Source organism: Enterobacter cloacae complex sp. 2021EL-01169 (assembly GCF_020733125.1).
Lineage (GTDB): Bacteria > Pseudomonadota > Gammaproteobacteria > Enterobacterales > Enterobacteriaceae > Enterobacter > Enterobacter roggenkampii.
On sequence record NZ_JAJFTC010000001.1, the window covers coordinates 1,074,739 to 1,087,635 of the forward strand.

12 protein-coding genes are annotated in these 12,897 nt (G+C 55.0%); 6 read left to right on the forward strand and 6 right to left on the reverse strand.

Annotation, left to right across the window (positions count from 1 at the left end):
• Nucleotides 1-56 precede the first annotated feature (56 nt).
• Nucleotides 57-971, forward strand: coding sequence for an OmpG family monomeric porin (locus LLF79_RS05050; RefSeq protein ID WP_227879171.1), 915 nt, complete (start codon nt 57-59; stop codon nt 969-971).
• 35 nt (nt 972-1,006) lie between these two features.
• On the opposite strand, the gene LLF79_RS05055 is transcribed toward LLF79_RS05050, so the two are convergent.
• Nucleotides 1,007-2,017: a LacI family DNA-binding transcriptional regulator gene (locus LLF79_RS05055; protein WP_008501251.1), complete on the reverse strand. Its 1,011-nt coding sequence runs from the start codon at nt 2,015-2,017 to the stop codon at nt 1,007-1,009.
• A 155-nt stretch (nt 2,018-2,172) separates the two neighbouring features.
• Here LLF79_RS05055 and LLF79_RS05060 point away from each other — a divergent pair, with 155 nt between their 5' ends.
• From LLF79_RS05060 to tyrR, 3 genes are all read left to right on the forward strand, one after another.
• Nucleotides 2,173-3,570, forward strand: a complete 1,398-nt coding sequence (locus LLF79_RS05060; RefSeq protein WP_227879172.1) for a YcjX family protein — start codon at nt 2,173-2,175, stop codon at nt 3,568-3,570.
• Complete coding sequence (locus LLF79_RS05065; RefSeq protein WP_227879173.1) at nt 3,567-4,619, forward strand: YcjF family protein; 1,053 nt, start codon at nt 3,567-3,569, stop codon at nt 4,617-4,619. The genes LLF79_RS05060 and LLF79_RS05065 overlap by 4 nt, the downstream gene beginning before the upstream one ends.
• A gap of 112 nt (nt 4,620-4,731) precedes the next feature.
• Nucleotides 4,732-6,273: a transcriptional regulator TyrR gene (gene tyrR / locus LLF79_RS05070; RefSeq protein ID WP_032652110.1), complete on the forward strand. Its 1,542-nt coding sequence runs from the start codon at nt 4,732-4,734 to the stop codon at nt 6,271-6,273.
• 36 nt (nt 6,274-6,309) lie between these two features.
• On the opposite strand, the gene LLF79_RS05075 is transcribed toward tyrR, so the two are convergent.
• Together LLF79_RS05075 and tpx are read right to left on the reverse strand one after the other, a co-directional pair.
• Entirely contained in the window at nt 6,310-7,518 is a 1,209-nt protein-coding gene (locus tag LLF79_RS05075) for an aldose 1-epimerase family protein (RefSeq protein ID WP_227879174.1), read from the reverse strand.
• Between the two features lie 275 nt (nt 7,519-7,793).
• Nucleotides 7,794-8,300 (reverse strand): thiol peroxidase, encoded by a 507-nt coding sequence (gene tpx / locus LLF79_RS05080; RefSeq protein WP_008501256.1) that lies wholly within the window; start codon nt 8,298-8,300, stop codon nt 7,794-7,796.
• Nucleotides 8,301-8,407: 107 nt separating this feature from the next.
• Between tpx and ycjG the strand changes: the two genes are divergently transcribed.
• Entirely contained in the window at nt 8,408-9,373 is a 966-nt protein-coding gene (ycjG, locus tag LLF79_RS05085) for an L-Ala-D/L-Glu epimerase (protein WP_227879175.1), read from the forward strand.
• Here the strand turns inward: ycjG and mpaA are convergent.
• Nucleotides 9,364-10,077: a murein tripeptide amidase MpaA gene (gene mpaA, locus LLF79_RS05090; protein ID WP_227879176.1), complete on the reverse strand. Its 714-nt coding sequence runs from the start codon at nt 10,075-10,077 to the stop codon at nt 9,364-9,366. The two genes, ycjG and mpaA, sit on opposite strands and share 10 nt — an antisense overlap.
• Before the next feature lie 185 nt (nt 10,078-10,262).
• On the opposite strand from mpaA, the gene LLF79_RS05095 reads away from it, so the two are divergent.
• Nucleotides 10,263-11,879, forward strand: a complete 1,617-nt coding sequence (locus LLF79_RS05095) for an ABC transporter substrate-binding protein (RefSeq protein WP_049122318.1) — start codon at nt 10,263-10,265, stop codon at nt 11,877-11,879.
• A gap of 89 nt (nt 11,880-11,968) precedes the next feature.
• Here LLF79_RS05095 and LLF79_RS05100 read toward each other — a convergent pair whose 3' ends face one another.
• On the reverse strand, nt 11,969-12,532 hold the full coding sequence (locus LLF79_RS05100) for a DJ-1/PfpI family protein (RefSeq protein ID WP_008501260.1): 564 nt from the start codon (nt 12,530-12,532) through the stop codon (nt 11,969-11,971).
• A 217-nt stretch (nt 12,533-12,749) separates the two neighbouring features.
• Nucleotides 12,750-12,890 carry an Ecr family regulatory small membrane protein gene (locus LLF79_RS05105; RefSeq protein ID WP_059364481.1) on the reverse strand — a complete coding sequence of 47 codons (141 nt, stop codon included), beginning with the start codon at nt 12,888-12,890 and terminating at the stop codon, nt 12,750-12,752.
• Nucleotides 12,891-12,897 lie beyond the last annotated feature (7 nt).

The following is a 12,897-nucleotide window of genomic DNA, read 5'->3' on the forward strand; positions in this document are numbered from 1 at the left end:
TTGCCGGAAATGCAAATTTCCGGTTTTCTGTTTGTTAATTATAAAGGGAATATTTTATGAGTACTCTACTAAAAAGTGCTGCGATCGTGCTGTGCGCAGGGGTGAGCTGCGCACATGCAACAGAAACGGCTAAGCAATGGGAATTTAATATTGGCGCGATGTATGAAATTGAAAACGTCGAAGGCCAGGGAGAAGATAAAGACGGATTATATGAACCCTCCGTGTGGTTTAATGCGACCTGGGATGCCTGGACTATTTCGCTGGCGATGTATCAGGAAGGACCGGTTGATTATAGCAGCATGACCCGTGGGACCTATTTCGATCGCCCGGAATTTGAGTTACGCTATCGTTTTATTGGTACCGATGATTTCACGTTCGGTCTGACCGGTGGTTTCCGTAATTATGGCTATCACTTTAAGGATGAACACGGCGCCAGAGACGGCAGCGCAAATATGCAGCGCTACAAAATTCAGCCGGACTGGGATATTAAATTAACCGACGACTGGCGTTTCGGCGGCTGGTTTGCCATGTATCAGTTTGCCAACGATCTGGAAAAAACCGGCTATTCAGACAGCCGCGTCGAAACCGAAACGGGCTTTACCTGGACCATTAACGACACCTTTGCCGCTAAAGTGAATTACTATTTAGAGCGCGGTTTCAATATGGACGGTTCACGTAATAACGGCGAGTTCTCCACTCAGGAAATTCGCGCCTACCTGCCTATTTCATTGGGTCAGACGACCTTAACGCCTTACACCCGACTGGGGCTCGATCGCTGGTCGAACTGGGACTGGCAGGACGATCCTGAGCGTGAAGGACATGATTTCAACCGTCTGGGTATGCAGTACGCCTATGACTTCAACAACGGTTTATCCATGACGCTTGAATACGCCTATGAATGGGAAAACCATGACGAGGGTAAAAACGACCGCTTCCACTATGCGGGCGTTGGGGTAAATTACGCGTTCTGACCCGTGGGTCTTCCAGGGGCCTGGTGCCCCTGGTTTTAGCGCAGCGAGGCCGCCAGTAAAAAATGGGTATCAACCAGCACTTTTTGCGGGGCGGGGTGACCCGCAATACGCCTGAAGAGAAGATCGCAGCTCTCTTCCCCCAGTTTGCGGGTTGGGATATCAAAGCCGCCTGGTGCGGGCGTTAAAATGAGAGACAGCATCGGGTCACTGTATCCGGCTATCACCACCTGTTCCGGTATCATCAGATTTAACTCGTCCGCCGCGCGATAAAGGCCGAGTAACTTCATGCTGTCGGTAGCAAATACGGCATCAGGCGGCGTGGGTGAAGAGAGCAGTTCCAGAGCCGCCTTAAGCGCACTCTCATGGGTATAACCGCCATCCATGATCCAGTCCGGGTTAATCGCAATATGGTGCTTTTCCAGACTGGCTTTATAACCCGCCAGGCGATCGATCGAAACATGATATTCAAGCGGCGCATGCAGGCAGGCAATTTTCCGGCGGCCGTTTTTGATAAAGGTTTCCGTCAGCGTGGCGCTGTCATGAAAATTATCCGTGTCGACGGAATAAATATTCTGATACTCACCTTCCACTTTGCCGATAACCACTACCGGTACGCCATACGCGTCCAGCGTGGTGAAAAAGGATTCATTTGCGGGTGAACTCAGCATGATGATCCCTTTGATCATCTTCTGTTTTATTTTACTCACGCATTTCAGGAGATCGTCTTCACTGCTTTTTGAGGTTTGTAAAATAACATCGAATCCTTCTTCTTCCGCTTTTGCCGTAATGGCATGAAGAACATCGGAGAAAAAAGGATTGCCGGCAGTGGTTTTGGTTGAACGGGTCGAAATAACCATAATGGCATCGAATCCTGAAGAGGTCAGGGCACGGGCCAGTTTGTTGGGCTGATAATTTAATTCGTCAATCGCCTTCAGCACTTTGTCACGCGCTTCAGGAGAAATATTCGTTTGTTTATTCAGAACGCGGGAAACGGTTGATTTCGATACGCCCGCAACCCGTGCGATATCATAAATGGTGGGTGACATACACCTTACTCACTCAGGACTGACAGCAATGGCGTTCATCTTACTGGAGAAAAAACGGCAATAGCAATAAATAAGAATTGATAATCAACGATCTGCCCCCATTTATTGTATTCTGAAGCCATGCATTCAAGGCTTCCAGGCAACGAAGGACGGCGATGAAGCGACTTAAAAACGAAATCAATTCACTGGTAAACCGCGGCGTTGACCGTCATCTTCGACTGGCGGTGACGGGGTTGAGCCGAAGCGGTAAGACGGCGTTTATCACCGCGATGGTGAACCAGCTCCTGAACCTGCACGCCGGGGCGCGTCTGCCGTTGCTTGGCGCGGTGCGGGAAGAGCGTCTGCTGGGCGTTAAGCGCGTTCCACAGCGTGATTTTGGTATTCCCCGTTTTACCTATGACGAAGGGCTGGCACAGCTGTATGGCGACCCGCCCGCGTGGCCGACGCCGACGCGAGGGGTCAGTGAAATTCGCCTTGCGCTGCGTTTCCGCTCGAATGAATCCCTGATGCGCCATTTCAAGGATACCTCCACGTTATACCTTGAAATCGTCGATTACCCCGGCGAATGGCTGCTCGACCTGCCGATGCTGGCGCAGGATTACCTCAGCTGGTCACGCCAGATGACGGGATTGCTGCAGGGGCAACGCGCCGGGTGGTCGGCCAAATGGCGACAGCTGTGCGAAGGGCTGGACCCGCTTGCGCCAGCAGATGAAAACCGTCTGGCGGCCATTGCCGACGCCTGGACGGCGTATTTACACCAGTGTAAACAGGAAGGGTTACACTTCATTCAGCCGGGGCGCTTTGTTCTGCCGGGTGATTTAGCGGGCGCGCCTGCGCTTCAGTTTTTCCCCTGGCCGGATGTGGACGGGGTTGGCGAGTCGATGCTGGCGCAGGCTGATAAGCACACTAACGCCGGTATGCTGCGCGAGCGCTACCATTACTACTGTGAGAAGGTGGTCAAGGGATTCTATAAGAACCACTTTTTACGATTCGACCGTCAGATTGTGCTGGTGGATTGTCTGCAGCCGCTCAACAGCGGGCCACAGGCATTCAACGACATGCGCCTTGCCCTGACGCAGCTGATGCAAAGTTTTCACTACGGGCAGCGGACGCTGTTCCGCCGTCTTTTCTCACCGGTGATCGACAAACTGCTCTTTGCGGCCACAAAAGCCGATCACGTCACCGTCGACCAGCATGCCAATATGGTGTCGCTGCTACAGCAGCTGGTACAGGACGCCTGGCAAAACGCCGCCTTCGAAGGGATCGGCATGGATTGCCTTGGGCTCGCGTCGGTGCAGGCGACGCAAAGCGGGCTGATTGACCTTAACGGCGAGAAAATACCGGCATTACGCGGGAACCGGCTCAGCGACGGTGAACCGCTTACTGTCTACCCAGGCGAAGTGCCTGCGCGGCTGCCGGGCCAGGCCTTCTGGCAGAATCAGGGCTTCCAGTTTGAAGCCTTTCGCCCGCAGGCCATGAGCGTCGACAGGCCTTTACCGCATATCCGTCTGGATGCGGCGCTGGAGTTTTTGATTGGAGATAAATTGCGATGACGGAACCGTTAAAACCGCGCATTGACTTTACCGGAACGCTTGAGCAGAACCCTCAGGAGGCGTTCAAAACGGCGCAGACGTTCAGCGGTACCCAGGCCGATAACTTTGCCCCGGCGCTGCAGGACGACCCGGTTGTTGAGGATGGTCCGGCGGAGGCGGCCGTGGACGCCGCGCTGCGTCCAAAACGCAGCTTGTGGCGCAGGATGGTCACCGCCGGTCTGGCGCTGTTTGGCGTAAGCGTGGTGGGTCAGGGCGTGCAGTGGACGATGAATGCCTGGCACACGCAGGACTGGGTGGCGCTGGGCGGATGTGCCGCAGGCGCGCTGATTGTGGGGGCTGGCGTCGGGTCGGTTGCCACCGAATGGCGTCGACTCTGGCGTCTGCGACAGCGCGCGCACGAGCGTGATGAAGCGCGGGATCTGCTCCACAGTCACGGCACCGGGAAAGGGCGCGCGTTCTGTCAAAAGCTGGCCAGCCAGGCCGGAATCGACCAGTCGCATCCGGCGCTTCAGCGCTGGTATGCCGCCATCCATGAGACCCAGAATGACCGGGAAGTGGTGACGCTCTATTCCCACATGGTACAGCCGGTGCTGGATGCTCAGGCGCGGCGCGAAATCAGCCGTTCTGCGGCGGAATCCACGTTGATGATTGCCGTCAGCCCGCTGGCGCTGGTCGATATGGCTTTTATCGCCTGGCGTAACCTGCGCCTGATCAACCGTATTGCGAACCTTTACGGCATAGAGCTGGGTTACTACAGTCGGATCAGACTGTTTAAGCTGGTTCTGCTCAATATCGCGTTTGCCGGGGCGAGTGAGCTGGTGCGCGAAGTGGGCATGGACTGGATGTCGCAGGATCTGGCGGCGCGTCTTTCTGCCCGTGCGGCTCAGGGCATCGGTGCGGGATTATTAACCGCACGCCTGGGGATTAAAGCGATGGAAGTCTGCCGTCCGCTGCCCTGGATTGACGGCGATAAGCCCCGGCTGGGGGATTTCAGGCGTGAACTGATCGGCCAGCTCAAAGAGACGCTCAATAAAAAACCTTCGCCGTGAGGTTTTGTTCACTAATCGTGCTGGCTGTCAATATTTGTTGACAGCCATCTTCCGGATCACCGTGTTCTGACATATCATTTTACTGTTATTGGCTTAAAACGGTGAATTTCCCATGCGTCTTGAAGTCTTCTGTGAAGACCGTCTCGGTCTGACCCGCGAATTACTCGATCTTCTTGTTTTACGTAGCATTGATTTACGTGGCATTGAGATCGATCCTGTCGGGCGAATTTACCTCAATTTTGCCGAAATTGAATTTAATACCTTCAGCAGCCTGATGGCGGAAATCCGCCGTATCGCTGGCGTTACGGATGTACGCACCATTCCCTGGATGCCGTCCGAGCGTGAGCACCTGGCGCTGAGCGCGCTGCTGGAAGCCATGCCTGAACCGTTCCTCTCTCTGGATTTGAAAAGCAAAGTTGAGCGCGTTAACCACGCGAGCTGCCAGCTTTTCGCGCAGAGCCAGGAGAAGCTCAGCAATCATAACGCCGCGCAGCTGATCCCCGGTTTTAACTTCCAGCGCTGGCTGGACAGCAATCCGCAGAACACGCACAGCGAGCATGTGGTGATTAACGGGCAGAATTTCCTGATGGAGATCACGCCGGTCTATCTGAAAGGGGAAGGGAATACCCGCGTGTTGACCGGGGCGGTGATCATGCTGCGCTCGACGCTACGCATGGGTCGTCAGCTGCAAAACCTCTCCAGTCAGGACGTTGGCGCATTCAGCCAGATTATTGCCGTCAGCCCGAAAATGCGTCATGTGGTTGATCAGGCGCGTAAGCTCGCAAGCCTGACCGCGCCGCTGCTGATTACCGGCGATACCGGCACCGGGAAAGACCTGCTGGCTCACGCCGTGCATCTGGCGAGCCCGCGTGCGGCTAAGCCTTATCTGGCACTTAACTGTGCCTCTATCCCGGAAGATGCCGTTGAAAGCGAGCTGTTTGGTCACGCGCCGGAGGGCAAGAAAGGGTTCTTCGAGCAGGCTAACGGCGGTTCCGTACTGCTGGACGAGATCGGCGAAATGTCGCCGCGTATGCAGGCTAAGCTGCTGCGTTTCCTGAACGACGGCACGTTCCGCCGCGTTGGTGAGGATCACGAAGTGCATGTGGACGTGCGCGTCATTTGCGCCACCCAGAAGAACCTGGTGGAACTGGTGCAAAAGGGGATCTTCCGCGAGGATCTCTATTACCGCCTCAACGTCCTGACGCTGAACATTCCGCCGCTGCGCGATTGTCCCCAGGACATCATGCCGCTCACGGAGCTTTTCGTCGCCCGCTTTGCCGACGAGCAGGGGGTTCCGCGTCCTAAGCTGTCAGCCGATCTGGGCACGGTGCTCATGCGCTACGGCTGGCCGGGCAATATTCGTCAGCTCAAAAACGCCGTTTATCGCGCCCTGACCCAGCTTGAAGGGTATGAACTGCGCCCGCAGGATATCCTGTTGCCGGATTACGACGCCGGAACGGTATCGGTAGGCGAAGAGGCGATGGAAGGGTCGCTGGATGACATCACCAGCCGTTTCGAGCGTTCTGTGCTGACGCAGCTGTACCGCAGCTATCCCAGCACCCGCAAACTGGCAAAACGCCTGGGCGTCTCGCACACCGCGATCGCCAATAAGCTGCGTGAGTACGGTTTGAATCATAAGAAAGGTGACGAATAACAAAAAGCCTCTGCAAAGAGGCTTTTTACTTTTGTTTTATTCCTTCGCCAGCGGCGTGTTAACGATGTCTGTTTTTGTCTCGCCCTGAATCGACGCAATCCTGCTTTCAACCTCTTTCACCTGCTGCGGGCTGTGGAGCAGGGTATAGGTCAGATCAAACCGCGCGCTGGCACCCGGCTCCAGCTGCTTAACCCGCTTCTGTTGGCGTTCAATCGTCACGGGGTAGGCGTAGCTGGTGCCCGGTTCAATGCCCGTGACATAACCCTGCTTCAGCGTATCGGTGTTTTTCCATAAGGTCAGCACGGGCAGCTGGCGCGTATCAAACTGGATGGATGCGCCTTTATCGCCGGCTTTATTGACCACCGCCGCGAGCGTTTCGTGGTTGTTGTCGGCGAGCGGCTGAATGTTAAAGACCATCTCATCAAAGCCTTTTGTCGGCCCGGCATAGGTTTGCCAGTCGTTAACGCCCGCTTTGGCGTAGTCATTGAATGGGCTCACGCTCGCCGCTGGCGCAAGGAAACGTGCGCCTTCTTCGAGGATCGGCGTCCCGAAGTTGCTGTGATAGATGATTTGGTAATCGTGAGGGTAATCGGCATGGTTAGTGAGAACATCATGCAGGCTGAACTGGTTGGTTCCGGGAACGTAGCGCAGTTCGGTCATGGTCTGCAGATCCGCTTTTTTGAACGTGCTCTCTTTGATCAAACCCCGAACGCGGATCTCATGCGGGGCGGCATCCGCCACCTCAACTTCCACCTGCGATACCGGGGTATTCCCGGCTCTGCCGTGCAGGGTGTAAATTTGCCCGTCCGCCGTGACAGGGTGACCTGTCCACTCGTAGCCACAGCGCACCATCATCTCGTTGAAACCATCCAGCCAGCCGAGACCGTTTCGGCTCTCAAGATTGATATAAGCCGGATTCACGACCTCTTTGACGGGGGAATCCCACCCCAATCGGGTGCCAAACCCTTCAACGTGTAGAAGGTTCATGCCGCGGGTCGGGCTCAGCGTAATTGTCAGGCCATCTTTACTGCTAATAATGATGACTTTACTGCCTTCCTGCTTGCCGCCGTGCAAGACTTTTTGCTCAATGCTGAACGTCTGATCTTTAACTTTCAGCTCATTACTGGAAATCTTCCAGTTTCCTTTCTCTACGCTGTTTTCAGCACTTGTCAGCACCCAGGTTTTAGCCGCGGCATGGCCAGAAACCAGGACCGCCAGGAGCGTAAAAGCGAATTTGATCTTCATATTTTATCCTTTTTGCTGAAACGATTATTTACTTTCGTAAGCAAATCTAATGTTTAGACAAAAAGGGAAATGTGATGGGCTTCACTGAGGTTAAAATTAGGTGATTATAACAATTAGAATGCGTTAATGATCACGCGGAAGTTACATGTTGCTGTCTTTATTGCATGATTTTTGTGATCGATGAATATTTTAGCTTTAACGATTCAGCTATTTTCTAATAAAAAACCCCGCCGTGGCGAGGTTGAGAATAAGTTGTATAGAATGCTAAGGACTTATTATGCTTTCAGCACATCCAGCGCGGCAGTGTAGTCCGGCTCGGTGGTGATTTCGTTAACCAGTTCGCTGAAAACGACAGTGTCGTTTTCGTCCAGAACCAGTACAGCACGTGCTGCCAGACCTTTCAGTGGGCCTTCCGCGATGCTGACGCCGTAGTTCTCGAGGAAATCAGCGCTGCGCAGGGTGGAAAGGGTGATAACGTTGCTCAGGCCTTCGGCACCGCAGAAACGGGACTGGGCAAACGGCAGGTCAGCGGAAATGCACAGCACCACGGTGTTGTCCATTTCAGTCGCCAGCTGGTTGAATTTACGCACGGATGCGGCACAAACGCCGGTATCAATGCTTGGGAAAATGTTCAGTACTTTGCGTTTGCCCGCAAACTGAGCCAGTGTGACGTCAGACAGATCTTTAGCCACCAGAGTAAAAGCCTGCGCTTTGCTGCCAGCCTGCGGAATGGAACCTGCTACAGCAACCGGGTTGCCCTGGAAATGAACGAGTTGTGACATAGATATCTTCCTGTTTACATATAGTTAACGTCGTGGCTAGTGTATGCCATCAGCAGATAACACGGCAAACCAAATTTTTCGCCTTTCCGGGCCGCAAGGAGTCAGTGATGAGAAGCGTTAAGGTCTATGAAGAAGCCTGGCCATTGCATACCCCGTTTGTGATCTCTCGCGGCAGCCGAAGTGAAGCCAGCGTGGTTGTGGTCGAAATCGAAGAAGAGGGGTTTAAAGGCGTCGGGGAATGTACGCCTTACCCGCGCTATGGGGAAAGTCTGCCATCCGTGATGGCGCAGATCATGACCCTGGTACCTGACCTGCAAAAAGGCCTCACGCGCGAGGCGTTACAGCAGCGCTTATCCGCCGGGGCGGCGCGCAACGCCATCGACTGTGCGCTCTGGAGCCTTGAAGCCGCTAAGCAGCAAAAATCGCTGACGTCATTGCTGGGCGTGGTCGTGCCGGAGTCCGTCGTGACCGCGCAAACGGTCGTGATTGGGGAGCCCGAGCAGATGGCCGCCAGTGCGAAAGCGCTCTATGACGCCGGGGCCACGCTGTTAAAAGTGAAGCTCGACGATCGTCTGATCAGCGAGCGGATGGTCGCCATTCGCTCGGCGGTGCCGTCAGCCACGCTCATTGTTGACGCCAACGAGTCGTGGCATCCCGAAGGGCTGGCCGCGCGATGCCAGCTGCTGGCCGATCTGGGCGTGGCGATGCTGGAGCAGCCTCTGCCGGCAAAAGAGGATGCGGCGCTGAAGAATTTTATCCATCCGTTGCCCGTCTGTGCGGATGAAAGCTGTCATACCCGTGAGAATTTGAGCGCGCTTAAGGGCCGCTATGACATGGTCAATATCAAACTCGACAAGACTGGCGGACTGACTGAAGCCCTGGCCCTGGCGGCGGACGCCCGGGCGCAGGGGTTCGCCCTGATGCTGGGATGCATGCTTTGCACCTCGCGGGCGATCGGTGCGGCGCTGCCGCTGGTCAATCAGGTCCGTTTCGCCGATCTGGATGGCCCGACGTGGCTGGCCGTTGACGTTTCACCGGCGCTTAATTTTACCAGCGGCGTACTTCACCTCTGAGGCTCCCAGCGCAACAGATCCATCATTGCCTTTAAGTATTTTTCGCTGGCTTCGTCGGAGGAGATCGCCGGGAACTCAGCGGTGATGCAGGGCAGGCTCAAGTCGGCGCACCAGCTGCCGAATGAACCGGGTGTCTCATAGCCCACGCTGGTGACGAGCGGGAGGGCGAACGCCTGGGCCAGCCACGCGCCCAGGACAGAGTGGCGCGGATCTTCAATACAGGCCAGCGGATCGTGGAAGGAGACAACCCAGGCGGGGTGGATCTTATGGATAAGCTGGCACAGCGCCTGCGTTTCCGGCTCCGAGCCGGGGTTATCGCCCGTGAGCAGCACCACGTCCCGCTCCTCGGCGGAGCTGTTCCAGCGATATACCGTTTCCCCTGCGCGCCAGTTTGCCGCAGGGAAATTACGGTTCAGGTCGATTCCTCGCGCATTCGCCCGTAATCCAAGCTGACAGCCGTCCGGATTCACGGCAAGAATCACGTGGTGACGTCGCAATGCCGGGGTCAGCGTCCGCAGCGCGCACGAGAGCGTGACGACAGACGAGTTCTCATCTCCGTGCGTGCCGGCAATAACCAAACCGCTGTCGCGATCGGCATCGGGGGCCGGGAACCAGATCAGCGATGCGCCTAAAAATGAGCGGCCATATTGTTCAGCGCCCGGAGGGAAGGCGCCGCGTTCCGCGCGGGGTCGGGTGGTTGCCATACGATTTCCTGATAACGAAGTCTCTACAGGCAGTGTTGTGCAAAAGCCGCTGTTAATCAAATAGTTTCATTAACGGCTGAGAATTGCCTTAAATCACTATTCAGGCGTAAGTTGTTTGCATTTCTTATTGTCGAAACAAATAATTACGCATCTGCTTTTTACCTGAATTTTTTAAAGGGGATCTTATGAAGCATCCTGTTTCGCGTCTTTTTGCCGCACTGTGCCTGTGCGGACTCTCTTCACTCTCATATGCTGCTGATGTGCCACAGGGCACGGTGCTGGCGCAAAAACAGGAGCTGGTCAGACACATTAAAGACGAGCCGGCTTCGCTCGATCCCGCAAAAGCGGTGGGGTTGCCCGAGATTCAGGTGATTCGCGATCTTTTCGAAGGGCTGGTAAATCAGAATGAGAAAGGGGAACTGACTCCGGGCGTGGCGACGCGCTGGCAGAGCAACGATAACCGAATCTGGACGTTCACCCTGCGCGATAACGCAAAATGGTCTGACGGTACGCCGGTTACCGCGCAGGATTTTGTCTACAGCTGGCAGCGTCTGGTTGATCCGAAAACGACCTCTCCGTTTGCCTGGTTTGCGGCGCTGGCAGGCATCAGCAACGCGCAGGCCATTATTGATGGTAAAGCGGCGCCAGATACCCTGGGCGTGGCGGCGGTGGATGCCAGAACGTTGCGCGTCCAGCTGGATAAACCGCTACCGTGGTTTAGCAACCTGACGGCAAACTTCGCCTTCTATCCGGTGCAAAAAGCCAATGTTGAAAGCGGGAAAGAGTGGACGCGTCCAGGAGCGCTGGTCGGTAACGGGGCCTACGTTCTGAACGCGCGCGTGGTGAATGAAAAACTGGTTGTCGTGCCGAACACCCACTACTGGGACAATGCGAAAACTGTCCTGCAAAAAGTGACCTTTATTCCGATTAATCAGGAATCGTCCGCCACGAAACGCTATCTGGCAGGGGATATCGATATTACCGAATCGTTCCCGAAAAACATGTATCAGAAGCTCCTGAAGGATATTCCTGGCCAGGTGTATACGCCGCCTCAGCTCGGGACCTATTACTACGCGTTTAACACGCAAAAGGGGCCGACGGCCGATGCCAGGGTCCGTCTTGCGCTGAGCATGACTATCGATCGCCGCATTATGGCGGAAAAGGTACTGGGTACCGGCGAAAAACCGGCCTGGCATTTCACCCCTGACGTGACGGCGGGCTTCACGCCTGAACCTTCGCCGTTTGAGCAGATGTCCCAGCAGGAGCTGAACGCTCAGGCCAAAACCTTGCTCCAGGCCGCAGGCTACGGCCCTCAGCGTCCGCTGAAGCTGAACCTGCTGTACAACACGTCGGAAAACCACCAGAAAATCGCCATTGCGGTGGCGTCCATGTGGAAGAAAAACCTCGGTGTGGATGTCAAGCTGCAAAATCAGGAGTGGAAAACCTACATCGACAGCCGCAACACCGGCAATTTTGATGTGATCCGCGCGTCATGGGTGGGGGATTACAACGAGCCCTCGACCTTCCTGTCCCTGCTGACCTCTACCCACAGCGGCAATATCTCGCGCTTCAACGATCCGGCTTACGATAAAATTATCCACCAGGCGACGCTCGAAACCACGGCGAAAGCGCGTAATACGGACTACAACATGGCGGAGAAAATCCTCATGGAGAAAGCGCCGATCGCGCCTATTTACCAGTACACCAACGGCCGTCTGATTAAGCCGTGGGTGAAAGGGTATCCGATTAATAACCCGGAAGACGTGGCTTATAGCCGGACGATGTATATTGAGAAGCACTGATGGTTAATGCGAACTGGCGCACGTGAGCGCCAGTTTTGCCATGGATGATACCGCGCTGTGCTTTTCGGCAGCGATAAGACCGGAACGTATTATTCTAACAACGCATTAAACTTCGCCAGCCACTGCGGATGGGCGGGCCACGCGGGAGCCGTCACCAGGTTGCCGTCGACATGTGCCTGATCGATGCCGATCGTGGCATAGTGTCCCCCCGCGAGACGGACCTCAGGAGCACAGGCCGGGTAGGCGCTACAGGTACGGCCTTTCAGGATGCCCGCGGCAGCGAGCAGCTGCGGGCCATGGCACACCGCCGCAATCGGTTTGCGCGCGGCGTCAAACGCCTGTACCAGCTTTAACACATCCTCATTTAGCCGCAGATACTCGGGCGCTCTCCCGCCGGGGATGAGCAGCGCGTCGTAGTCCTGCTCCTTTACGGCGGAAAAGTCGGCGTTGAGGGTAAAGCGGTGACCGGGTTTTTCGCTATAGGTCTGGGCGCCGTCGAAATCATGGATTGCCGTTATGATGTAGTCGCCCTTCGGTTTGTCGGGGCAGACGGCATCCACCTGATGACCAACCATCTGTAACGCCTGAAAAGGCACCATGGTTTCGTAATCTTCGGCGTAATCGCCAACCAGCATCAGGATCTTCTTGCTCATCATTTCTCTCCCTTGTCATTAAAGATGATTAAGATATAGCCTGGCGTGGCTGAAATGCCGGAAATAAAAAAGCCCGTCAGAGCACGGGCAACATAAGCAAGTGAATAAATGATTCGTTATCAACGTAGTTGGAGGATAACGACGCGTATCTTACGCGGCCGTCAGGCTGGCAGATACCTGACAAATTCGGTAGGTGAAACACGATATTAAACGTGCGTTAAGGGGCGTCGAAGGTCGGGTAAAGACTATTTTCGAGATACTCGACGAGATACCAGATTTCCCCGCTAAAAATAAACCAGAAGCCAAATATAATAAGGAGCAAAATAATTAAGGTGAGTATTATTTCTGTTTTGCCCATTGCAGAT